Origin of the sequence: Brevibacterium linens ATCC 9172 (assembly GCF_900169165.1) — a bacterium.
Classification (GTDB): Bacteria; Actinomycetota; Actinomycetes; order Actinomycetales; family Brevibacteriaceae; genus Brevibacterium; species Brevibacterium linens.
The window spans coordinates 15733-37008 of sequence record NZ_FXYY01000028.1 but is presented as its reverse complement, the minus strand read 5'-3'; the positions used below and the strand labels follow the sequence as shown (position 1 = coordinate 37008).

Genomic DNA, 21276 nt, shown 5'->3' with positions numbered 1-21276 from the left:
GCGGAGTACCAGATCAGTCCGGGAGCTGGTTCCCAGACCGATCATCCCTGCCTTTCGACTCCTACCGAATATTCTTGAAGAAACTAGTCGTTGCCCCTTGACTTAAAACATAGGGGCACCCCCCCCCGCAGCGGTCTGCAATGCGTACGGCCCCAGTTCGACGGTGGCGAAGCCTCGGCGACCATGGAATTTCGCCGACAGCCAAACCCATTCGGCTCATGGCGAAACCTGCAATAGATCCGCGGTCGTGGTGGTTAGGCTCAGAAGAATCAGAAGACCGAGGAGGATGAATATGTTCGAGCGGTTCACCGACCGAGCACGACGCGTCGTGGTGCTCGCGCAGGAAGAAGCAAAACTTCTCAAACACAACTACATCGGCACCGAGCACATTCTGCTCGGCCTCATCCACGAGGGTGAAGGTCTGGCAGCGAAGGCTCTCGAGGGCATGGACATCTCCCTCGAACAGGTGCGTGACCAGGTCCAGGAGATCATCGGTCAGGGTCAGCAGGCGCCCAGCGGCCACATTCCCTTCACCCCGCGGGCGAAGAAGGTCCTCGAGCTCAGCCTCCGTGAAGCCCTGCAGCTCGGTCACAGCTACATCGGCACCGAGCACATTCTGCTCGGCCTCATCCGTGAGGGCGAAGGCGTTGCCGCGCAGGTGCTCGTCAAGCTCGGCGCGGATCTGGGACGCGTCCGTCAGGAAGTCATCAAGCTGCTGTCGGGCTACCAGGGCAAGGAACCCGTGTCCGCCGGCGGTCGCGAAGAGGGAACCCCCTCGGGGTCGCTCGTGCTCGACCAGTTCGGCACCAACCTCACCGCCGCGGCCCGCGAAGCCAAGCTCGACCCGGTCATCGGCCGGCACGAGCAGATGCAACGCGTGATGCAGATCCTCTCGCGCCGCACGAAGAACAACCCCGTCCTCATCGGCGAACCCGGTGTCGGCAAGACTGCTGTCGTCGAAGGACTCGCACAGGCCATCGTCAACGGCGATGTTCCCGAGATCCTCGCCGACAAGCAGCTCTACACCCTCGACCTCGGTTCGCTGGTCGCAGGTTCCCGCTACCGCGGTGACTTCGAAGAGCGCCTGAAGAAGGTGCTCAAGGAGATCCGCACCCGCGGCGACATCATCCTCTTCATCGACGAGATCCACACCCTCGTCGGTGCCGGAGCCGCCGAAGGTGCCATCGACGCCGCGTCGATCCTCAAGCCCATGCTGGCTCGGGGTGAGCTGCAGACCATCGGTGCGACCACTCTGGACGAGTACCGCAAGCACATCGAGAAGGATGCCGCGCTCGAGCGTCGGTTCCAGCCGATCCAGGTGCCCGAACCGTCGCTGGCGCATTCGATCGAGATCCTCAAGGGGCTGCGGGACAAGTACGAAGCGCACCACAAGGTCACCGTCACCGACGGGGCCCTGGCAGCCGCGGTGAACATGTCCGATCGCTACATCAACGACCGGTACCTGCCGGACAAGGCGATCGACCTCATCGACGAAGCCGGTGCCAAGCTGCGCATCTCGCGTCTGTCGGTTCCCCAGGAGATCCGTGACCTGGAGGAGAAGATCCTCGAGGTCCGCCACCGCAAGGAAGCCGCCATCGATGCTCAGGACTTCGAACTGGCAGCCTCGGAGCGTGACTCCGAGATGAAGCTGCAGAAGGAGAAGGAAGAGGAGACCGAGGCATGGCGCAAGTCCGGCACCGACACCTCGAAGGTCGTCGATGCCGATCTCATCGCCGAAGTGCTCGCCTCTGCCACGGGCATCCCGATCTTCAAGCTCACCGAGGAGGAATCCTCGCGTCTGCTCCGGATGGAAGACGAACTGCACAAGCGCGTCATCGGTCAGGACGACGCGGTCAAGGCGATCTCGCGGGCGATCCGGCGTACCCGTGCCGGACTGAAGGATCCGAAGCGTCCCTCCGGTTCGTTCATCTTCGCCGGACCCACCGGCGTCGGCAAGACCGAGCTGGCCAAGGCGCTGTCCGAGTTCCTCTTCGGCGATGAGGACTCGCTCATCAGCCTCGACATGTCCGAGTACTCCGAGAAGCACACGGTCTCGCGACTGTTCGGTTCGCCTCCGGGATACGTCGGCTACGAAGAGGGCGGTCAGCTCACGGAGAAGGTTCGCCGCAAGCCGTTCTCGGTCGTCCTCTTCGATGAGGTGGAGAAGGCCCACTCGGACATCTTCAACTCGCTGCTGCAGATCCTCGAGGACGGTCGCCTGACCGACTCGCAGGGCCGTGAGGTGGACTTCAAGAACACCATCATCATCATGACGACCAACCTCGGTACGCGTGATATCTCGAGCGGACTCCAGCTCGGATTCCAGGTCGAGGGTGACACGAAGACCAACTACGATCGGATGAAGCAGCGGGTCAACGAAGAGCTCAAGCAGCACTTCCGCCCCGAGTTCCTCAACCGTGTCGATGACACGATCGTGTTCCCGCAGCTGAGCATGGTCGAGATCATCAAGATCGTCGATCTCTTCCTCGAGCGTCTCGACGTCCGCCTGGCCGATCAGGGCATGAAGATCGAAGTCACCGCCAAGGCGAAGGATCTGCTCGCCGAACGCGGGTACGATCCCGTCCTGGGTGCCCGACCGCTGCGTCGGACCATCCAGCTCGAGATCGAGGACACCCTGTCGGAGAAGATCCTGTTCAAGGAGCTCGGACGCGGTCAGACCGTGAAGGTCGACGTCAAGGGTGAAGGAAAGGACGCTGAGTTCACCTTCGAAGGCATCGAGACCGAGAGCCTGAAGCCCGCTGAGGATGTCGACAGCGAACTCGCAGGTTTGAGTTCGTCCGGTTCGAGCGGATCCTCGGAGACCTCGGCCTGATCGTTCATCACCTTCTCGGATAACGCGTAAGAGTCCGGGGAGTCGGCAGCAAGTCGGCTCCCCGGACTCTTTCGTATCCGCAGCCGGAGATGGTGTTGAATGTGGGTATGAGCTCACATGCAGGCGACTTCGACCACGAGCGGATCTCCGAGGACCACCATTCCAAGCACGAACTGCCCGGAGGCCTGTACCTGCGACGGGCGAGGACCGGCGACGTCAAAGGCATCGAGGCACTGGTTGCTCCGCTGGCCGGGGAGCGAATTCTGCTCGCCAAGGACACGGTGACGTACTTCGAGTCGCTGCAGGAGTTCTGGTTGGTCGTCGACCCGCAGCCCGACGGTTCGGAGATCCTCGCCGGTTGCGGTGCCCTGCACATCATCTGGGCTGACCTCGCCGAGGCCCGCACAGTCGCCACGTCCCCGGACTATCGGGGCAGGGGGGTGGGCAAGGCGATCATCAGACAGCTCCTCACCGATGCCCGTGAGATCGGTGTCGACCGAGTGTTCTGCCTGACCTTCGAGACCGGATTCTTCGGATCGCTCGGCTTCGAGCCGATCAAAGGCATCCCCGTCTCACCCGAGGTCTACGTCGAACTGCTTCACTCCACCGATGAGGGTGTGGCAGAGTTCCTCGATCTGGCACGGGTGAAACCGAACACCCTGGGCAACTCACGGATGATCAAATACCTCTGAGACGGACGCGGTTCACACCTCTCACCGGCCGGTGGGGGCGATGGCGGCCGCACCACCTCTGCATTTCCAGTTGTCGCACCGCGGCCCGGTCGTCAGCGGTTCGGCAGTGCCAATCGCCCGTCGATCTGCTGTGCCAGTCCGTCGGTGACGAGATCAGAGATGAGTCGAGAGATCCTGTCCCGGTCGGCGCTGAGTTCGCGCACTCGCGCCACTGCTGCGGCCGTGGATTCGGCCAATGAGTCGAGAAGCGCCGGATCGAAGTCGGTCATCGCAGTGGTGAAGACGTCGAGGCTGACGCCGTGCCGGTCGTCCTCAGCAGCATGGGCGGCTTTGAGAACGTCCATGATCGCTCCGCGCAGCTGGCGATCCGTGCCCGCCCACTTCTGAGTCTTCGGTTTCGTCGCCGAGGCGGGTCGGCCCAACCGGTTCCATGTGCAGATGTCCTGAAGCGGGCAGGCGGGGCAATCGGGATTGCGAGCCGTGCAGACGAGGGCCCCGAACTCCATGACACCGGCGTTCCACTCAACATGTTCATCCTCGGGCACGAGGCCGGCCGCCCAGGCAGTCTCCTTCCGGCTGGGGGAGCTGGTGGGACGTTCTCTTCCTGCGAAGAGGCGGATGAGAACCCGACGGACATTCGTGTCGAGCACGGTCGTCTTTCGGCCGAAGGCGAAGGACGAGACCGCAGCGGCGGTATAGGACCCGATGCCCGGCAGGCGTTCGAGTTCTTCGGTCGTTTCGGGAACCCGGTTGTCCAGGTTCGCAGCGATGACTCCGGCGGCTTCCTGCAGCCGCAGGGCCCTGCGCGGGTAGCCCAAACGGTCCCAGGCGTGGAGGACCTCGGAGGTCGGCGCGGCAGCGAGATCGGCCGGGGTCGGCCACATCTGCATCCAGGCACGCCACCGTGGTTCCACCCGGGCGACAGGGGTCTGCTGAGACATGATCTCGCTGACGAGGATCGCCCAGGCGCTCGTGTTCGGAGCCCTCCACGGCAGGTCGCGGGCGGCTTCTTCGAACCAGGCGATGACCGTGTCCTGGACCCGTCTGAGCACGGGCTCCGTCACCTCGGGAAAGGCGGCAGAAGGCCCGGCGGAATCGGATTCGGAACCGGCTCGGTGTGTCATTTGGATGCTCATTCGCAATTGCCTAGGCTCAAAGCGATGACTCCTTCCAATCGTGGTTCGCAGCCGAGCAGAGCTGCCGGGCAGCCCCGCCAGTCTAGCGGGAAGCTGCCTGCTCACGTGTACCGCAGACGCCGGATCACGCTCGCTGTGGCCGGCCTCCTCGTCGTGGCACTCCTGGTGCTCGGAATCGTCGGCATCGTCACCGCCATCGGCGGCCGCAGTGATGGATCGGACGAGGTCGCTGCCGAGGAGACGACTCCGGCCGAATCGACGACGGCGGCCCCGGTGCCCGATAAGCAGGCGGCGAGCGGAAAATGCCCGGAGGACCAGGTCTCGCTGAAGGCGAAGGTCGATCCGAATTCCGTGAAGGACGGAAAAGAACCCGAATTCGGCATGGTCATCGAGAACGGACACTCGGCCACCTGCCTCATCGAGGTCGGCACCGACAAGCAGGAGTTCATCGTCGAAAAAGACGGTGACGTCGTGTGGTCGTCGACGTACTGTGCGGCCGCGAAAGACGAGAATGCAGAGGCGTCCACTGAGTTCGCACCGCAGTCGGAGAAGACCGCGAAGCTCAAGTGGAACCGGATCAAGGTCGACAAGAACTGCAACCGCGAAGACGATGACTTCGCTCCCGGTGACTATGAGCTCATCGTGAAACTCGACGACAAGAAGAGCGAACCGACTGAGTTCACGCTCGAGAAGAGCGCCGCCGAAAAGGCCAAGGAGAAGAAGGCCGCGGAGAAGAAGAGGGCCGCGGAGGAGAAGAAGAAAGCCGACGAAGAGAAGAAGTCGGAGCAGGACTCCGGCGAGAAGGACTCCGGCGAGACGCAGTCAGAGGAACCGCAGGACTGAGCAATCAGGCCCCGCGGTAGGAGCCGACTCCCCACGAGTTGCCATCGTGGTCGCGGAAGTCGAACTCGCTGCCGCCATGGTCTTGAGTCGCCACCGGTCGCACGATCGCATGCCCCAGGTCGACGATCTCCTGGTAGAGCCGGTCGACTTCGCGTTCGGTGTCGACGACGACGTAGATCGAGCCGCCGCCCACCGCGTCGAGTGCCGATCCGTCGTGGCGGACCGAACCGAACATGATCCCGCCGTTGTTGCCGAGCGCGAATTCGGCATGCTCGACGAGCGCCGGGTCCTGCTCGTTGCGTACGAGCAGTCTTTCGGTGAATCCGAGCGTGACCAGCAGCTCGATCGTCGCTGCCGCATCGGTGGTCCGGAACGCTGGAAAAACTGTCGTGGTCATGACACCAGGATGCGCCAAAACCGTGCGAAAGTCCCGAACTTTCTCACTTCTGTTCCCGCAGGGCGCCATTCGTCAGCATGAGTTCGACGGCCCCGGCGATGTGTTCGCACTCCTCGACTTTCATCTTCTCCGGCGTCGCCACATTGGTCATCGCGCCCTTGGCCACGACGGCATGGGTGATGCCCAGACGTTTGGCTTCGTTGAGGCGTTGGCCGAGATTGGGGACGTTGCGGATCTCGCCGGACAGGCTGACCTCGCCGATCGCGACGAGGTGGCGAGCCAGCGGCTTGCCGAGCAGCGCCGAAGCCAGGGACATGCAGATCGCCAGATCGCTGGCCGGTTCCGACAGCTTCGCTCCGCCGACCGTGGCGGTGAAGACATCGCTCTTGGCGAGGTTCGCCTGTGAGACGTTCTGGCTGAGCACGGCCAGCATCATCGCCACACGTGAGGAGTCGACTCCGGAGACGGACCGGCGGGACTGACCGCCGGCGGATTCGGTGATGAGCGATTGGACTTCGACGAGCAGCGGACGCTTGCCCTCCTGCGTCACGGTCAGGCAGGTACCGGGCGGGTTCGCCCCGCTGCGCGAGAGGAACAGACCCGAGGGGTCCTCGAGACTCTTGATCCCGTTCTCCTCCATATCGAAGCAGCCCACATCGTCGGTGGGGCCGAAGCGATTCTTCACCGCTCGCAGCATGCGCAGCCGCGAATGCCTCTCACCTTCGAAGGTGCACACGACATCGACGAGGTGCTCGAGGAGGCGGGGACCGGCGATCGTGCCGTCCTTCGTGATGTGGCCGACGAGCACAGTCGGCAGAGACCGGGCCTTGGCTTCTCGGATGAGGGCGGAGGCGACTTCGCGGACCTGGGTGACGCCGCCGGGGATGCCTTCGACCTCGGAAGAGGCCAGCGTCTGAATCGAGTCGACGACGAGCAGCTCAGGCTGTTCGGCCTCGATCATTCCCAGCACCGAACCCAGATCGGTCTCGGCGGCGAGGAGAAGTGAGTCGGCCAGGGCGTTGATCCGTTCGGCGCGCAGCCGCACCTGACCGGCGGATTCCTCACCGGTGACATAGAGGACCTTGACCCCGAACATCGCGATCTTCGCGGCGACGTCGAGCAGCAGCGTCGACTTGCCGACACCGGGTTCTCCGGAGAGCAGGACGACCGCGCCGGGCACGATGCCCCCGCCGAGCACCCGATCGAACTCCGGGACGAATGTCGACCGTGCCTGCGCGAGCGTCGAGTCGATCTCGCTGATCGGCTTTGCCGCGCTGGATTTCTTGACCTTCGTCTTCACCTTCGACGAGTTGGCACCCTTCTCCTCAAGAGTGCCCCAGGCCTGGCATTCGGGACAGCGTCCCAACCACTTGACCGTCGAATAGCCGCATTCCGAGCACGTGAAAGACATACCGCAATTCTGGCACGGACCGCTGACATGGCAGTTCTGAGGAGCGGCGAGAGATGCGAAAGGGCGTCCGACGATGAGTTCGTCGGACGCCCCTGCCGGCAGAGTGCGGCAGCTCGGTCAGTCGAGCGTGGTGAGGACTCGGGGACCATCCTCGGTGATGGCGATCGTGTTCTCCGAATGGGCACCATTCGAACCGTCGGCCAGACGCAGGGTCCAGCCGTCCTTGTCGACGGACAGCTTCTTCGACGTGAACGACCACCACGGTTCGATGGCCAGGGTCAGTCCTGGTTTGAGGACCAGCCCGCGACCGCCCTTGCCGCGGTTGGGCACGTGCGGATCTTCATGCATCGTGTGGCCGAGGCCGTGCCCGCCGAAGTCGAGGTTGACGGGGATGCGGTGGGCATCGGCGACGTCACCGATGGCCTTCGAGATATCGCCGAGGCGATTGCCGGCTTGGGCGGCGCCGACGCCGGCTTCGAGGCCGGCCCAGGTGGTGTCGATGAGGCGCTGGTCCTCATCGCTGCCGTCGCCGACGACGACGGAACGGGCGGCGTCGGCGACCCAGCCGTCGATGGACACTGCGAAGTCGAGGGTGAGCAGATCGCCGTCCTTGAGGACATAGTTGTGCGGTTTGCCGTGGAGGACGCCGTCATTGACGGACAGGCAGATGACATTGCGGAAGGGGCCGGACCCGAAGGACGGGGCGTAGTCCCAGTAGCAGGACTTCGCTCCGGCGTCCTCAATGAGCTTCCGCGCGGTCTTCTCCAAGTGCATGATGTCCATGCCCGGTTCTGCGATCGAGGTCAGCTCGGCCAAGGTCTTCGCGACGAAACGGCCAGTCACCGCCATCTTGTCGATCTCGGCGGGCGTCTTCAGCTCAATCACAGGGGTCTCCTTCAATGAGGTGCGGGGTTTCAACGGCGTTCACTGCTCCAGACTCGATTTTAGTCCCCGGCAATGCCGAAGTCGCGGCCGCACCCGGATCTGTGGGCAAGCAGACAGCTCAGTGATTGGCAGAGAGTCCTCGCAGTTGCTCGAATTGCCCTCAAGAAAGCTTGTGCTGGTGTTTTCCGGTGCGTAGGGTGCGGAGCATGAGGAACATCATCACAGCGTTCGGGGTAGGCATGGGGCTTGCCGTCTCGGTGCTGGCGGGTGAAGAGGACCTCCGCTCGGGTGGCCCCTGGATTCTCACGCTCGTCGTCTTTCCCGTCTGCGCGCTGCTCTGCCTCGTTTTCATTCTTCGGGACTACCGGCGACGGACTTCAGCGGAGGAGCGGCGTTCGGTCTTTGCGGGAAAGGAGCGTTCGGACTCAACAGCTCGTGCAACTGAGCACGATGGCGACTGCCCGGCAGACGGAGGCTGACCTCTCGAGCCGCCCTCGAGGGCCAGCCGTTCAGAGTGCCCGCTCGTCAGAGGAACTCGACGCCCTGCGCCAGCGGCAGCTCGCCGGAGTAGTTGATCGTGTTGGTGGCCGGACGCATATAGGCCTTCCACGAATCCGAACCCGACTCGCGTCCGCCGCCGGTCTCCTTCTCACCACCGAAGGCACCGCCGATCTCCGCACCGGAGGTGCCGATGTTGACGTTGGCGATGCCGCAGTCGGAACGGGAGAGGAACTGCTCGGACTCGGCGAGTTCGGCAGTGAAGATCGCCGAGGACAGACCCTGCGGCACCCCGTTGTGGATCTCGAGCGCCTCATCGAGATCCGAATACGTGACGACGTAGAGGATCGGGGCGAACGTCTCCTCCTTGACCACGGCACTCTGACTGGGCATCCGCACCACTGCCGGTTCGACGTAGTGGGCGTTCGGGCGCTCATCGGCGAGCACCCGGCCGCCTCCGCAGAGGATCTCGCCGCCCTCTGCCTCTGCCTGCTTGAGTGCCGCCTGCATCGCCTCGTACGAACCCGAATTGATGAGCGGTCCCACGAGCACTCCGTCATCGGTCGGCGATCCGATGCTCAGCGTCTTGTACGCGGCGACGACCTTGTCGACGAACTCGTCGGCGATGGACTCGTGCACGATGAGCCGTCGCAGCGTCGTGCACCTCTGACCGGCCGTTCCGGCGGCCGCGAAGACCACTCCGCGCAGTGCCAGGTCGACATCGGCGCTCGGAGCGACGATGGCGGCGTTGTTGCCGCCGAGCTCGAGCAGGATCTTGCCGAAGCGCTCGGCCACGACGGGACCGACCTCGCGACCCATCCGCACCGATCCCGTCGCCGAGACCAGGGCCACGCGTTCATCCCGGACCATCACATCACCGATGTCCCGACCGCCGATGAGGACGGGCGCGAGGTTCTCGGGCGCCCCCACCTCGGCGGCGGCCCTGGCCAGCAGGGACTGTGCCCCGAGGGCTGCGAGCACGGCGTTCTCCGAGGGCTTCCACACAACCGCGTCACCGGCCACCAGAGCCAGGGCGGTGTTCCAGGAATACACGGCCACGGGGAAGTTGAACGCGGAGATGACACCGACGACGCCGAGGGGATGCCACGTCTCCATGAGCCGGTGACCCGGCCGTTCGCTGGGCATGGTCTTGCCCCACAGCTGCCGGGACTGACCGAGCGCGAACTCGCAGATGTCGATCATCTCCTGCACCTCACCGGCCGCCTCCGAGGGGGTCTTGCCGGCTTCGACGGTGATGATCTTCGCCAGATCCTCCTTGTGCTCGCCGAGCAGCTGTCCCCACCGCTGCACCAGCTGACCGCGGACCGGAGCGGGCACGTCCCGCCAGGTCTCGAACGCGGTCTGGGCTGCAGCGATCTTGTTCGCCGCCGTCTGCGCGGTGTCCGCGGCGATCGTCCCGAGGTCCTGTCCCGTGATGGGGGAGCGGGCCGGAAGGCTCGCCGAGGCGGCCGATCCCTCAAACACGGATGCGTCCACTCCGCAGGCGCTCAGCCCTGAGGTGAGGAGGTCGGTGATGGTCTGGTCGGTGGGCAGTGCAGTCATTGCTGTCCTTTCGTCATCTGCTGTGTCGATCGGCTGCTTGGCCGGTCGGCGGTGTTCCGTCGTTGTGGGGAGGTCGGGTGTGAGGGGCGGGTGTGCGAGGACTCAGATCACATTGAGCTCCTTACGCAGTCCGGTGGTGGTGAAGCGTCGTTTGTTCATGGGAGTCACATCGACGAAGGGGCTGCGACCGGTCATGAGGTCGGCGACGACCTCCCCGACGGCCGGGCCCATGAGGAAGCCGTGACCGGAGAACCCGCAGGCGTAGAAGAATCCCGGCCTCTCCTCGGCCTCGCCGATGAGGGCATTGTGGTCAGGCGTCATCTCATACAGTCCCGCCCACCCGTGTTTCGCTTCGACATCGCCGAGTTCCGGGGTGCGGGCTTCGATGTGCTCGGCCAGGGTGGCCAGCCAGTTCGGGTCGCGTTTGTCGTTGAAGGACCAGTCATCGACCTCATCGGGGCAGCCGAACAGCAGCCCGGCGCCTTCCGGATGGACGTAATAGCTGGTGGAGAAGTCGATCGTGAAGGGCATCCGCGAGGTGTCGAAATCGACGGGTTCGGAGACCATGATCTCCCGTCGCAGGGGCTCCACGGGCAGGTCGACCCCGGCCATGTCCCCGATGGGGCCGGACCAGGCTCCCGCCGCGACGACGACCTGTTCGCAGCTGATCGTGCCCTGATTCGTGATCACCGAGGTGGCCCTGCGGTCCGTCCCGCCGTCGGTGTCGAAACCGGTGACCTCGCAGTTCTTGACCACCGTGACCCCGCGCTCGCGGGCGGCGGTGACGAAGCCTGCGACGACGGCCTCGGGGGTGCAGTGACCGTCGCCGGGGTTGAACGCCCCGGCGATCAGCCCTTCGGTGTTGACGAACGGGGCCAGCTCGGCCACCTCGGCGAGGGTGAGCATCCGCGAATCCAGGCCCATCCGCTGCTGGAGGGCCACATTGTCGGTGAACGCGCGCACGTCGTCATCGTTGTCGAGGAGGAACAGATAGCCGTTGCTGACCAGATCGATGTCGACGCCGAAATCGGTCTCGAAGTTCCGCAGCACGTCGAGCCCGCGGGCGGCCAAGGCGATGTTGACCTCGTCGGAGAATTGGCAGCGCACCCCTCCGGCGGCTTTCGACGTCGATCCGGCTCCGGGGGTGTCGCGTTCGACGATGACGATGTCGCGGACTCCGCGTGCGGCCAGGTGGTAGGCGATGGCCGCTCCCATGACGCCGGCGCCGATGATGACGACGGAAGCTTCGGCGGGCAGGGCTCTCGACGTGTCGGGGACCCCGTCGGTGTTCGGGGCGGTGGTCGATGCGGTGGGGGATTCCACGGTTCACCTCGCTGTCTGCTGCCGGGGCGACCGTCATTGGCCGCCCCGGAAACGGAGAGTGCCGACGGCGATGTCGGCGTTTGTGTCTTGACTTCATTGTGGTTGCCATCACACTTAAGGGCAAGGGAGAGTTTGTGAACACAGTGTTCAAGAAACCTAAAGACAGGAGGGCGGTGCCATGACATGGACTCTCGGACAGCTGCGCACATTCGTCGCTGTGGCCGAACTCGGATCGATGACGCGGGCGGCGGACCACCTCGGATACAGCGTCGGGGCCGTGTCCCAGCACATCTCAGCGCTGCGCCGAGTCGTCGATTCCGACCTGTTCCGCAGGCGCGGCCGTGGGCTCGTCCTCGCCGAAGCCGGGCGCACCCTGCTGCCCCGGGCCCGGAACATCCTCGCCGCTCAGCAGCAGGCGGAGATGGCGATGCTCGGCCGGGACTTCCGCAGCGAGGCCATCGTCACCCTCGGAGTCTTCGGATCGGCGTCGACGACGGCGCTGCCGAGGGTGGTGCGGGCGCTGGCCCAGCGCCATCCGCATATCGAAGTCCGGGCGCGGGAGATCAATGTCGAGACCATGTCGGCGGCCGTCATCGACGGGGTCATCGATCTGGGGATCGGGATCAACTACCCGGCCGCGCCGCTGCCGCCGATGCGCGGGCTGCGCTGGGAGGCGGTGGCGGACGAGGACTTCGGCATCGTCGTCCCTGCGGGGACGTCCCGGCCGGGCGATGACGATCTGGCCGAGGCCGACTGGATCCTCCCACCGGCCGAGGAGCTCTTCGGCCGCGCGATGCGGTTGGCCACCTCGGCGCTGGGAATCAATGCGAAGGAGACCCACATCGTCACGGACACCGCGGTCGCGTTGGCGCTCGCCGGAACGGGGCTCGGGCTGACCTTGGCGACGCCGATCATGATGTCGTTGGGCGGGCCCGACGTCGACCTCCACCCGGTCGCCGAGGCGGGCGGACGCGAGATCATCGTGCTGACCTCCCCGGACCCCAGCGATCCGGTCCGGGCGGTCGCCGAGGTGGTCACCGAAGTCTTCGCCTGAGGATCCGGCCTAGGATGAGGGCATGAGCTTCGACCATCAGTGGAACAAGGTACGCAGGGCCAACCCCGACCATTCGGCGAACTACGCGCAGCGGTGGCGTGATCTCGCGGCCGCCGGGCATGACATCGGCGGGGAGGCCAGGTTCGTCAACGCCATGGCCCCGCGGGGATCGCGCATCCTCGATGCCGGCTGCGGAACCGGACGGGCCGGCGGACTGCTCATCGACGAAGGGCACACCGTCTTCGGTGTCGACCTCGACGAATTCCTCATCTCCGTCGCCGAGGAGGACTTCCCCAGCGGTGAATGGCACACCGGCGACCTCGCCGACTTCGATTTCGCCGGTGCCGGAATCACCGAGATCGACGTGGCATTCTGCGCCGGAAACGTCCTGTCCTTCCTCGATCCCGCCTCGCGCCGGCAGACTCTCGGCAACATCAAATCGACCCTCAAGCATGGCGGTCGATTCGTGTCCGGATTCGGTGCCGGACGGGGGTACGATTTCGACGACTTCATCGAGGACGTCAAGGCCACGGGGATGTTCGTCGACCAGAAGTTCTCCACCTGGGAGCTGCGTCCCTTTGAGCCCGACAGCGACTTCCTCGTCCTCATCGCCGAAAGGCTGTGAGCCGCGAGCATGGATGATGTCGGCTACGACGACGACCTTCTCGCCCAGATCTATGACGAGGACAACGGCGACGGACCTGACCACGACTACTTTCGTGCGATGGCTGACGACCTCTCGGCTTCATCTATTACCGACCTCGGCTGTGGAACCGGAATTCTGACAGTCACCTTGGCTGAAGAGGGACGCAGAATTGTCGGCATCGATCCTGCCGTTGCGATGCTTTCTCACGCGGCAAATCGGCCCGGCGGCGACCGGGTCGAATGGCGACGGGGCACCTCCGAACTCATTGACCGCGACGCCAATGATCTGATTCTCATGAGCGGAAACGTCGCCATGCACATCATCGACGAGGCATGGGAGACAACTCTGCTCGACATCGCTCAAGGGCTGAAGTCAGGCGGGCGGCTCGTCTTCGAGACTCGAAATCCACGAAACGAATCGTGGCAGGCGTGGGGCGGCCCAGCTGAAGTTCGCGAAACCTCGGCGGGTACATTGCGAGAGTCCGAATCAGTCTCGGGTCCCGACACAGATGGAACAGTGACGATGACAACTATTCATGAGTTCATCGACGCAGAACGAACCATTGAAACTACTCTGCGACTGAGCTTCCGGTCTGCCGAAACACTGCAAGGTGATCTTCACTCAGTCGGATTGCGGGTCGACAATCTGTGGAGCGATTGGCACCGGAGTCCTTTCACCGGATCGGCAGAAGAACGCTTGATCATTGTGGAAGCGAGCAAAGGATTCGACTGATCAGCGGTCGATTCGCAATTGCGTCAGAACTAAGCTGGGATCGACCCGTACTGCTGATCAGCTGAAGGAGAATGACCATGATCTTCATCGTCGTGAAGTATGACGTGAAACCCGAAAGCGTCGAGACGTTCCCCGAGGCCGTTCGGGCCTTCACCGAGGCGACCCGCGCCGAACCCGGCAACCTCTTCTTCGAATGGTCGAAGAGCCTGGAGAACCCGAACGAGTTCGTCCTCGTCGAGGCATTCACTGACGAAGGCGCAGAACCGCACGTCACCAGCGATCACTTCGCCGCCGGTCTCGAAGCCATGCGCCCGCACCTGGTCTCGACTCCGAAGATCATCTCCCGCAAGATCGACGGTGAGGGCTGGGACGAGATGGGCGAACTCAAGATCGACTGAACCCCTTCCAGACCTTCATCCCGGGTCGACCGAGCACATAGACTTCTGCCATGGCGACCAAAGCGCAGAACATCGCATCGATCGAAAAGGCTCTCGGCGAGCCATGGGCAGACACCCGAGCTCGCCTCGAGGCAGCCGGGGGAGCGTCGGCGAGCCACAAAGAACTCGCCGACGCTCTCTATCCCCAGTTCGACGGCAGGGTCGACAACCACGGCTGGTGGGTCCAAGGCGCCGTCGTCGCCTATGAGCAGGAGATCGGACGCCGCGTCCCCGGCCAGCGCGCCGACGGCACCTTCGACGTTGCCGTCTCCCGCACCATCCCGGGCGATCGTTCCGCACTCATCGCCAAGTTCGCCTCCCTCGTCGGCGACACCCTCAACGAGGTGGCCCTCGACGGCGATCCCCGCACCTCGGAGACGGCGAAGCGCTCCTTCTGGCGAGCCAACCTCGACGGCGGCATCAAGGTCGAAGCCGCAGCCGAGACGAAGAGCGACAACAAGACCCTCGTCGTCCTCACCATATCCAAACTGCCCAGCCCCGAAGCCTTGGAGGAATGGCGGGCCTTCGGCAAGGACCTCCTCAAACAGCTCTGAGTTGTGCCATATCCTCGTCGCCTCAGCCGATGATCGGGTTCCAGACTCCGAGCATGTGAGCCGCACCGATCGCGACCGCGCAGACGGCCAGACTGAGAAGCACCGCCACGACATCTCGGACCGTGAAACTCGACCGCCTGCGCCACGTCCGTCCAGGACGACCGAATGCCCGACCCTCCATCGCCATCGCCAAGGTCGTCGCCCGGCGGATCGAGACCACGAGCAGGACGAACACCCCGCTGAAGAGGCTGCCCGTGCGCCGCAGAAGCGAACCTCCGGAGACACCGCGCGCACGGCGAGCCATCGCCAGCACCTGCCACTCACTGACGAGCAGTCCGAGCAGGCGTGAGGCCGCGAGAACCGAGACCACGACGACCTCTGGCAGGCGCAGGTGCTGAATGAGCGCATCGGCGAGGTCACGCGGATCGATCGTCGAGGCGAGCACAATGAGCGGGATCGCCAAGGCGAGGGCACGGACGAAGATCGCCGCAGCCGCGGCCAGGGACCCCGTGGTGAACAGAATCGGACCGAAGTCGACGACCACATCTCCGGTTTTCTCCGCCAACAGAGCCGTGCCCCAAGCGGCGAGCAGAGCGCCGGCGGGCAGGAACCACAGCCGCTTGGCCGCGGCCACCAGATCGAGTCCGGTCGCCGGCAGCGCCAGCACTGCTGCCAGCAGCACCACCCCGGCAGAGACCAGATCGATGCTCAGCAGCGCCCCGACCATGAGGATGAGAGCGACTGCGATCTTCGTCAGCGGATTGCACCGAGCCAAAGCGGTCGAACGCACCACGGGGATGAGCTGCCCCGGATCCTGTACCGCGACCTCGGGGGAGTGGCGAACGTGCTCATCGAGGCCCTTACTCACCGCGCTCACCCGCCCTGACATGCGAATCCGACTTATTGCCGTCGGATCGCTCTTCGTGGCCGCGGTAGCCGAGCTCGAGGAGATCGGCGCCGATGGCCTCGAGGAACGCCAGATCATGGCTGACCGCCACCACTGCGGAACCGTGATCCAAGGCATCGAGGAACATCTCCACCAACCCCGCCCACGTCAGCGCATCCTGACCGAAGGTCGGCTCATCGACGATGAGCACCCGGGGCCGGGGAGCCAGCATCGCCGCCACCGACAGGCGACGCTTCTCCCCACCGGAGAGACTCTGCGGATGAGCCTGCGCCAAACCGGTGAGACCGAGACCCGCAAGAAGCTCATCCACCCGTGCCTGCGACTCGGCGGCAGACCACCCGGCCAGCCTGGGACCCAGCTCGAGTTCGGCCGCCACGCTCGAGGTGAGGAACTGGTGGGCCGGTTCCTGGAAGACCATCCCGATGCGCGCCGCCAGCTGCTTCGACGGCCACGCGAACGGTCGGGGCCGTTTGGCTCCTTCCCGCAGGGCCGCCTCGGCGAGGACCTGCCCGGAGAATTCGGGCAGCAGGCCCGCCAAGGTCAGGGCCGTGGTCGATTTGCCTGCCCCATTCGCACCGATGATTCCGAGGGCCTGACCGGCGCTCAGGCTCAGGTCCAGTCCGGTCGCGGCGGGGGTGGCCATGCGCGGTCGAGCAACGCTGAGCCGATCTGTGCGCAGCAGAACCTCGCCGAGGCGGCCCGACGTCCCACCGATTCCTGCGGCCCCGCCTCGGCGCGGGGTGGGGGAGTCCTGCGGAATCCAGATGCCGCAGCCGATGAGCGTTTCGGTCAGGTCCGGATCGGTGAAGATCTGCTCGGGCAGACCTTGGGCGACGATCCCGTCACCGCCCAGCACGATGACACGGTCGACGTGCTCGGTCCACAGCTCCACCCGGTGTTCGACGACGAGCATGGTCGCCTGTGTCTCGGCCTGCACGGTGAGCACGGCATCGCGGACCTCGGTCGCCGAGGCGGGATCGATATTGGCCGTCGGTTCGTCGAGGACGATGACCTCCGGGGCCATCGCATGGATCCCGGCCAGGGCCAGCCGCTGCTTCTGCCCACCGGACAGGGCCGCACTCGGATGCTCCGGGGCCAGATCGAGTCCCAACGCATGCAGGGACTCGGGGACCTGAGCCTCGATGACCTCGGCCGGGAGTCCGAGGTTCTCCATCCCGAATGCCACATCATCACCGACGCGGGAGAAGATCACCTGCGAATCGGGATCTTGGAGGACCAGCCCGGTGCTGCCTCGGCGAGGATCCGGTTTCTCTCCGCCGACGAGGAGTTCACCGGTGGCCTCACCCGATTCCTCGGGCAGGACACCGGCGACGGCGTGGAGGAACGTCGATTTCCCGGCTCCGGAGGCGCCGAGCAGCAGCACCTTCTCTCCGGCCACGATCTGCAGGTCGAGCGGACCGACCGCAGGCTGATCACGGTCGGTGTGCGTCCATGAGAAGCCGGCGGCCGTGATCGGCAGCGCCATCAGCGACGGCCGGAGGCGAAGGAGCTCAGAGCTCCGGTGGCCGCGATCGCCCGGTAGGCGTACCACGCGCCGATGCCGGAGATGACGAGGCCGGAGATGATCGCGCAGACCGCATAGATCGCCTGGAACCCGAACTGCCATTCGGCGTTGTACATGATGTTCTCGCTCACGGCCATGAACGCCGCGGCCAGCACACCCGAAGCGGCGGTGACCCACAGGGTGAAGCGTTTGTAGCCGAAGGCGGCGAAGACGAGTTCGGCACCGAGGCCCTGCAGCAGACCCGAGAGCAGAACGGTCGCCCCGAAGTGGGAGCCGAGCACGGCTTCGACGATCGCGGCGATGAGTTCGCACAGGAGTGCGGCACCGGGTTTGCGGATGATGGCACCGGCCAGCGGACCGGCCAGCACCCAGAGTCCGGCGATGAGGCCGATCGACGGCGGGAATGCCTGGAAGGCGAGTTCGAGGACCTTCCAGCTCAGCGCGAGCACCCAGAAGACGAGTCCCACGGCGATGCCGAGCACGGCGGTGGTGACATAGTCGACGACCCGCCACTGCTTCGTCTTCGGCGCCGCGGTGAAGGCCTGCGCGCGGGCGGGGGTGGTGGTCGGCGCGGTGGTATTCGGCATTGTGCCTCCTCATATCAAGGAGGGGTGAAGAGTCTCGACTTCCTTCGGCGGTACTGACCGCATCAGGTTCGAGGGTCTGCAGCTTCTTCTGCACTCTCAGCGCCCCTGACGGCGCTCCCCTGTCGTAGCCACCACTGTACAACAGGTGAGAGAAGCAGCGACCGGGAGCGGAGGCGACCCGGAGGCCGGGATCCGTCATCGACGATTCACCTCTCGTTCCCTGTCTCGTCGACGGGCCTCGAACGACCGGACACTACTGATCGGTAGGAATGGGTGGGTGAATACGCATCGACTCAAGCGACCACTCAGTGCCCTGTCCGCCGCCACCCTGCTCGCCGCTCTGGTGGCGGCCCCGGTGCCCGTGCGCGCCGAACCGAATCTCGGCTCGGGCGGCCCGAGTTCGACCGTGAGCCAGGACCCGACGGACACGCCCGCCGAGGCGGATGCGGGGAATGAGGCGATCACCGATCCCGTACTGCAGGTCGGAGCCGACTCGACGACGCGCAACCTCTCGTGGATGAGTGAGAACTCCGGCGGGGGAGAGGTCCGGTGGGCGCCGGTCAATGAACTCGAGGGAGGCGAACTTCCCGCCGACGCGGCAGCGGCTGAGACCACGGACTCCGGTCTCGCCACCGACCTCAAACGTCACTTCAACCATGCGAGCATGACCGACCTGGAACCCGACACCGACTACGCCTACCAGGTCGGCAGCGACGAGGACGGGTTCACCGAGGTGCAGCAGTTCACCACAGGATCGTCCGGAGGAGATGACGAATTCCTCGTATTCGGCGACCCCCAGGTCGGCGCCGGAGGCGGAGACCTGGGGGTCGCCACCGGCTGGGAACGGACCCTGTCGACGGCCGTGGCCACTGCCGACGACCCGAGTTTTCTCTACTCCCTGGGAGACCAGGTCAACTCCGCCGGCAACCAAGAGCAGTACGCGCAGTACCTGGCGCCGGAAGCGACCCGGACGATCCCGCAGGCGACGACGATCGGCAACCACGATGTGTCGTCGAAGGCCTACGAACAGCACTTCAACCGACCCAATGTCAGCCAGGACCACGGCGGCGGAGGCATCATCACCTCCGGCGGCGACTATTGGTTCATCGAAGACGGAGTCCTGTTCCTCAACATCAACTCGAACAGTTCGGACATGGACGCCCACGCCGAGTTCATCGACGAGGTCGTCGCCGAACACGGTGGCCAGGCACGATGGACTGTGCTGGGATTCCACCATTCGATCTATTCGACGGCAACACATTGGAACGATCTCGATGTGAAGCGGCTGCGGAAGGCGATCCCACCGGTCGCGGCCCGCAATGACATCGACCTCGTCGTCTCCGGCCACGACCACATCTTTAACCGCACCTTCCTCATGGACGGGGAGGGCAAGCCCGTCGAGGGCTCCGAAGCGGGAGCCGATGAGGCGAAGGAAGACGGGCAGACGCTCTACCTCACGCTGACCTCGTCATCGGGGTCGAAGTTCTACGACTACGTTCCCGGCCTCGACTGGGAAGGCAAGAGCGTCCACAACGACATGCCCGCCTTCACCCGGGTCCGCGTCAGCGACGAAGCGCTGCGGGCGACGACCTATGAGGTGCCTGCTGAGGGAGCGTCGGCCGATGGCGAACGGGCGGAAGCGCGGGCAACAGCCGAGCAGATCGACGATGTCGAACTCAGGCGCGCCGAGGCGGAAGAACCTGCCCCGGATGATGACGCGGAGGCCGACGCCGGTTCCGAAGCCGGCGCCAGCGGCGGTGCCGACTCCTCGGCGGATGGCTCGGACGCCGAAATAAACGCCGGCGCAAGCGCGACCGGCTCGGATTCCGATGTGGATGCGGCAAGCTCTGACGACGACGGGAGCGGATCCGAGGCCGGCACGGCAGATGCCGGCACTGCCGACTCCGGCGCCGAGGCAGATGCAGCCGAGGCAAACGGTGCAGAAGCGAACGCCGTAGGAACGGGCGATGATTCGGATTCCTCCGGGACCGCCTCGGCGAGTGGGGATGGAGACCTGCCCCGCACCGGCGGTGGGCTCGCACTGCCCTTGGCTGTCGGCGCGGGGGCGCTGGCACTCGGCGCGGGACTCCTCGTGGTGAGCCGTCGCCGTCGAGGTCCCGGACTCAGCTGCTCGGCGCAGCCTTGCTGATCAACCCGGCGCTGTCGCTCAGCTCGGAACCACCATGACCGGACCCTCGGCGTGGTTGAGGACTCCGCGCGAGACGGATCCCAGCAGAGCGCTGCGGATCCGTCCGCGCCCGCGGGTGCCCATCACCGTCAGCTGTGCGCGGGAGCTGATCCCGACGAGAGTCTCCGTGGGATCGCCGACCGGCACCGAGGTGGTCACCGCCAGATCCGGGAACTGCTCCGCCAGCGTCGCGGCTTCCTTCTCGAGTGATTCGGTCAGCTGCCTCTGCCGACGAGCGGTGGCCTCGGAGCTGAGCTCGAGGTCGGGGTACCAGTAGAGCCACTCCTCTCCGGCTGGAAGCACGGCGATGACCTCGAGAGGAGCCCCGCGCACTGCGGCTTCGGCGGCGGCAGTGACCATCGCGACCCGAGCGGGCTCCGAGCCGTCGACGGCCACGGCCACCGGTCCATGCGACTCAGCCGACGTGGCGTGGTGAGGGATGACGATCGTCGGACAGTGGGCGTGAGCCGGCACAGCGGTTGACACCGAACCGAGGGCCCGGCCCACGAATCCGCCGCGACCGCGCGCACCGACGATGATGATCTCGGCATCGGCACTCAACGTGGTGATGACCCCCGCGGCATCGCCCGGAGCAGTGAGGAAGCTCTTCTCCCCGGGATGGTCACGGACGAGCTCGACCGCCTCGGCGAGGGTCTTCTCCGCTTGCTTCCTCGCCTTCTCGTCTTCCGGCTCGCTGGGAATCGACGCCATGTTCGGATAGATCATCGTCGGCAGCGGATAGGCGGTCACGACGGTCAGTGCGGTCTTCCGGCGGGCGGCCTCCGCAGCGCCGAAGCGTACTGCGAGTGCCGCGAGTTCGGAGCCGTCGAAGCCGACGAGGACGCCGAACTCCCGATCGCGACCCGACTCGGACGCTTTGCGCCCGTCCGATCGTGCTTCGGCGGTGGTGGACTCGGGCATGGGGGACTGAGCAGACATCTCGAACCTCTCCATCGGGGCCTGGTCAAGCCAGACGCCGACGACGGCCCCGACCATCGGTATCGTCCGCGTCACGGCCAGTCTACCAAGGCATTTCTACGGACTGTGGAAAAGTGTGTCGGTGAG

The 21276-nt window shown here is 65.2% G+C and carries 20 protein-coding genes and 1 riboswitch; of the genes, 10 read left to right on the top strand and 10 right to left on the bottom strand.

Going from position 1 to position 21276, the window contains the following annotated elements; genetic code table 11:
- Positions 1–292 precede the first annotated feature (292 nt).
- Both BLIN9172_RS15560 and BLIN9172_RS15555 read left to right on the top strand, forming a co-directional pair.
- Positions 293–2833, top strand: coding sequence for an ATP-dependent Clp protease ATP-binding subunit (locus tag BLIN9172_RS15560; RefSeq protein ID WP_101555859.1), 2541 nt, complete (start codon positions 293–295; stop codon positions 2831–2833).
- Positions 2834–2940: 107 nt separating this feature from the next.
- On the top strand, positions 2941–3525 hold the full coding sequence (locus BLIN9172_RS15555; RefSeq protein ID WP_101555858.1) for an amino-acid N-acetyltransferase: 585 nt from the start codon (positions 2941–2943) through the stop codon (positions 3523–3525).
- Positions 3526–3617: 92 nt separating this feature from the next.
- Here the strand turns inward: BLIN9172_RS15555 and BLIN9172_RS15550 are convergent, their stop codons facing one another.
- Complete coding sequence (locus BLIN9172_RS15550) at positions 3618–4649, bottom strand: iron-sulfur binding domain-containing protein (protein ID WP_101555857.1); 1032 nt, start codon at positions 4647–4649, stop codon at positions 3618–3620.
- Between the two features lie 36 nt (positions 4650–4685).
- On the opposite strand from BLIN9172_RS15550, the gene BLIN9172_RS15545 reads away from it, so the two are divergent.
- Entirely contained in the window at positions 4686–5504 is an 819-nt protein-coding gene (locus tag BLIN9172_RS15545; RefSeq protein ID WP_145997982.1) for a hypothetical protein, read from the top strand.
- 4 nt (positions 5505–5508) lie between these two features.
- On the opposite strand, the gene BLIN9172_RS15540 is transcribed toward BLIN9172_RS15545, so the two are convergent.
- The 3 genes from BLIN9172_RS15540 to map form a co-directional block, all read right to left on the bottom strand.
- The gene (locus BLIN9172_RS15540) at positions 5509–5901 is read right to left on the bottom strand and encodes a VOC family protein (RefSeq protein ID WP_101555856.1); all 393 of its coding nucleotides are present in this window, start codon (positions 5899–5901) and stop codon (positions 5509–5511) included.
- A 43-nt stretch (positions 5902–5944) separates the two neighbouring features.
- On the bottom strand, positions 5945–7312 hold the full coding sequence (radA, locus tag BLIN9172_RS15535) for a DNA repair protein RadA (RefSeq protein WP_101555855.1): 1368 nt from the start codon (positions 7310–7312) through the stop codon (positions 5945–5947).
- 117 nt (positions 7313–7429) lie between these two features.
- Positions 7430–8197, bottom strand: coding sequence for a type I methionyl aminopeptidase (gene map, locus BLIN9172_RS15530; RefSeq protein ID WP_101555854.1), 768 nt, complete (start codon positions 8195–8197; stop codon positions 7430–7432).
- 206 nt (positions 8198–8403) lie between these two features.
- Between map and BLIN9172_RS15525 the strand changes: the two genes are divergently transcribed.
- Positions 8404–8676, top strand: coding sequence for a hypothetical protein (locus tag BLIN9172_RS15525; protein WP_101555853.1), 273 nt, complete (start codon positions 8404–8406; stop codon positions 8674–8676).
- Positions 8677–8722: 46 nt separating this feature from the next.
- On the opposite strand, the gene amaB is transcribed toward BLIN9172_RS15525, so the two are convergent.
- Entirely contained in the window at positions 8723–10258 is a 1536-nt protein-coding gene (gene amaB, locus BLIN9172_RS15520; RefSeq protein ID WP_101555852.1) for an L-piperidine-6-carboxylate dehydrogenase, read from the bottom strand.
- 102 nt (positions 10259–10360) lie between these two features.
- Positions 10361–11581 (bottom strand): NAD(P)/FAD-dependent oxidoreductase, encoded by a 1221-nt coding sequence (locus BLIN9172_RS15515; protein WP_240812196.1) that lies wholly within the window; start codon positions 11579–11581, stop codon positions 10361–10363.
- A 178-nt stretch (positions 11582–11759) separates the two neighbouring features.
- On the opposite strand from BLIN9172_RS15515, the gene BLIN9172_RS15510 reads away from it, so the two are divergent.
- The 5 genes from BLIN9172_RS15510 to BLIN9172_RS15490 all read left to right on the top strand — a co-directional run bounded on the left by BLIN9172_RS15510 (position 11760) and on the right by BLIN9172_RS15490 (position 15004).
- The gene (locus BLIN9172_RS15510) at positions 11760–12635 is read left to right on the top strand and encodes a LysR family transcriptional regulator (RefSeq protein ID WP_101555851.1); all 876 of its coding nucleotides are present in this window, start codon (positions 11760–11762) and stop codon (positions 12633–12635) included.
- Between the two features lie 22 nt (positions 12636–12657).
- Positions 12658–13260 carry a class I SAM-dependent methyltransferase gene (locus BLIN9172_RS15505; protein WP_101555850.1) on the top strand — a complete coding sequence of 201 codons (603 nt, stop codon included), beginning with the start codon at positions 12658–12660 and terminating at the stop codon, positions 13258–13260.
- A gap of 9 nt (positions 13261–13269) precedes the next feature.
- Positions 13270–14013, top strand: a complete 744-nt coding sequence (locus BLIN9172_RS15500) for a class I SAM-dependent methyltransferase (RefSeq protein ID WP_101555849.1) — start codon at positions 13270–13272, stop codon at positions 14011–14013.
- 77 nt (positions 14014–14090) lie between these two features.
- Entirely contained in the window at positions 14091–14411 is a 321-nt protein-coding gene (locus tag BLIN9172_RS15495) for a putative quinol monooxygenase (protein WP_101555848.1), read from the top strand.
- 50 nt (positions 14412–14461) lie between these two features.
- Positions 14462–15004: a hypothetical protein gene (locus tag BLIN9172_RS15490; protein ID WP_101555847.1), complete on the top strand. Its 543-nt coding sequence runs from the start codon at positions 14462–14464 to the stop codon at positions 15002–15004.
- 22 nt (positions 15005–15026) lie between these two features.
- Here BLIN9172_RS15490 and BLIN9172_RS15485 read toward each other — a convergent pair whose 3' ends face one another.
- The 3 genes from BLIN9172_RS15485 to BLIN9172_RS15475 are packed head-to-tail and all read right to left on the bottom strand — an operon-like array spanning position 15027 to position 18023.
- Positions 15027–15872 carry an energy-coupling factor transporter transmembrane component T family protein gene (locus tag BLIN9172_RS15485; protein ID WP_240812197.1) on the bottom strand — a complete coding sequence of 282 codons (846 nt, stop codon included), beginning with the start codon at positions 15870–15872 and terminating at the stop codon, positions 15027–15029.
- Positions 15865–17397, bottom strand: coding sequence for an ABC transporter ATP-binding protein (locus tag BLIN9172_RS15480; protein ID WP_101555845.1), 1533 nt, complete (start codon positions 17395–17397; stop codon positions 15865–15867). Before BLIN9172_RS15480 ends, BLIN9172_RS15485 begins: the two co-directional genes overlap by 8 nt.
- The gene (locus BLIN9172_RS15475) at positions 17397–18023 is read right to left on the bottom strand and encodes an ECF transporter S component (RefSeq protein WP_101555844.1); all 627 of its coding nucleotides are present in this window, start codon (positions 18021–18023) and stop codon (positions 17397–17399) included. Before BLIN9172_RS15475 ends, BLIN9172_RS15480 begins: the two co-directional genes overlap by 1 nt.
- Before the next feature lie 22 nt (positions 18024–18045).
- Positions 18046–18154: riboswitch (TPP riboswitch) on the bottom strand.
- 146 nt (positions 18155–18300) lie between these two features.
- On the opposite strand from BLIN9172_RS15475, the gene BLIN9172_RS15470 reads away from it, so the two are divergent.
- Positions 18301–20172, top strand: coding sequence for a purple acid phosphatase family protein (locus tag BLIN9172_RS15470; protein ID WP_170286949.1), 1872 nt, complete (start codon positions 18301–18303; stop codon positions 20170–20172).
- A gap of 18 nt (positions 20173–20190) precedes the next feature.
- On the opposite strand, the gene BLIN9172_RS15465 is transcribed toward BLIN9172_RS15470, so the two are convergent.
- On the bottom strand, positions 20191–21225 hold the full coding sequence (locus tag BLIN9172_RS15465; protein ID WP_240812198.1) for a universal stress protein: 1035 nt from the start codon (positions 21223–21225) through the stop codon (positions 20191–20193).
- Between the last annotated feature and the right edge of the window lie 51 nt (positions 21226–21276).

Coding starts and splice junctions, on each gene's coding strand:
- BLIN9172_RS15560 (WP_101555859.1), top strand. CDS start 293: ATGTTCGAGCGGTTCACCGACCGAGCACGACGCGTCGTGGTGCTCGCG.
- BLIN9172_RS15555 (WP_101555858.1), top strand. CDS start 2,941: ATGAGCTCACATGCAGGCGACTTCGACCACGAGCGGATCTCCGAGGAC.
- BLIN9172_RS15550 (WP_101555857.1), bottom strand. CDS start 4,649: ATGACACACCGAGCCGGTTCCGAATCCGATTCCGCCGGGCCTTCTGCC.
- BLIN9172_RS15545 (WP_145997982.1), top strand. CDS start 4,686: ATGACTCCTTCCAATCGTGGTTCGCAGCCGAGCAGAGCTGCCGGGCAG.
- BLIN9172_RS15540 (WP_101555856.1), bottom strand. CDS start 5,901: ATGACCACGACAGTTTTTCCAGCGTTCCGGACCACCGATGCGGCAGCG.
- radA (WP_101555855.1), bottom strand. CDS start 7,312: ATGTCTTTCACGTGCTCGGAATGCGGCTATTCGACGGTCAAGTGGTTG.
- BLIN9172_RS15525 (WP_101555853.1), top strand. CDS start 8,404: ATGAGGAACATCATCACAGCGTTCGGGGTAGGCATGGGGCTTGCCGTC.
- amaB (WP_101555852.1), bottom strand. CDS start 10,258: ATGACTGCACTGCCCACCGACCAGACCATCACCGACCTCCTCACCTCA.
- BLIN9172_RS15510 (WP_101555851.1), top strand. CDS start 11,760: ATGACATGGACTCTCGGACAGCTGCGCACATTCGTCGCTGTGGCCGAA.
- BLIN9172_RS15505 (WP_101555850.1), top strand. CDS start 12,658: ATGAGCTTCGACCATCAGTGGAACAAGGTACGCAGGGCCAACCCCGAC.
- BLIN9172_RS15500 (WP_101555849.1), top strand. CDS start 13,270: ATGGATGATGTCGGCTACGACGACGACCTTCTCGCCCAGATCTATGAC.
- BLIN9172_RS15495 (WP_101555848.1), top strand. CDS start 14,091: ATGATCTTCATCGTCGTGAAGTATGACGTGAAACCCGAAAGCGTCGAG.
- BLIN9172_RS15490 (WP_101555847.1), top strand. CDS start 14,462: ATGGCGACCAAAGCGCAGAACATCGCATCGATCGAAAAGGCTCTCGGC.
- BLIN9172_RS15480 (WP_101555845.1), bottom strand. CDS start 17,397: ATGGCGCTGCCGATCACGGCCGCCGGCTTCTCATGGACGCACACCGAC.
- BLIN9172_RS15475 (WP_101555844.1), bottom strand. CDS start 18,023: ATGCCGAATACCACCGCGCCGACCACCACCCCCGCCCGCGCGCAGGCC.